This window comes from Corynebacterium sp. HMSC072A02 (genome assembly GCF_001810085.1).
GTDB lineage: Bacteria > Actinomycetota > Actinomycetes > Mycobacteriales > Mycobacteriaceae > Corynebacterium > Corynebacterium hesseae.
Genome location: NZ_KV799890.1, coordinates 1 through 298, shown reverse-complemented (window position 1 = coordinate 298; position 298 = coordinate 1). Strand labels below are relative to the sequence as shown.

Annotated in this window: 1 pseudogene; it reads right to left on the bottom strand. The window is 59.1% G+C overall.

The annotated features are described in order from the left end of the window. A pseudogene (locus HMPREF2698_RS13490) lies at positions 1–298 on the bottom strand (hypothetical protein); the annotation flags it as partial.

Here is a 298-nt window from a genome sequence, read left to right as displayed (position 1 = left end):
ATTCGTCGAAATCTTCGGCTTACCAGACTCATCACCCGGCTTGCGCGGGGTGGTCGACTCACACGGATCGGTCGGAGTCGTCGGTGTCGTTTCCTTACCCGGCTTATCCGGAGTCGTGGTCTCAGACGGCACATCAGACTCAGACGGTTCAGTCGTCTTCGACGTGGTTTCCTCACCCGGGTTCTTCGGGGTCGTCGACTCACAAGTCTCGTTGCGCGGCGTGCTCGGTGTCGTCTCCTTACCCGGATTCTCCGGTGTATTCGGCTCGGACGGCTTGTCAGATTCAGACGGCTTGTCA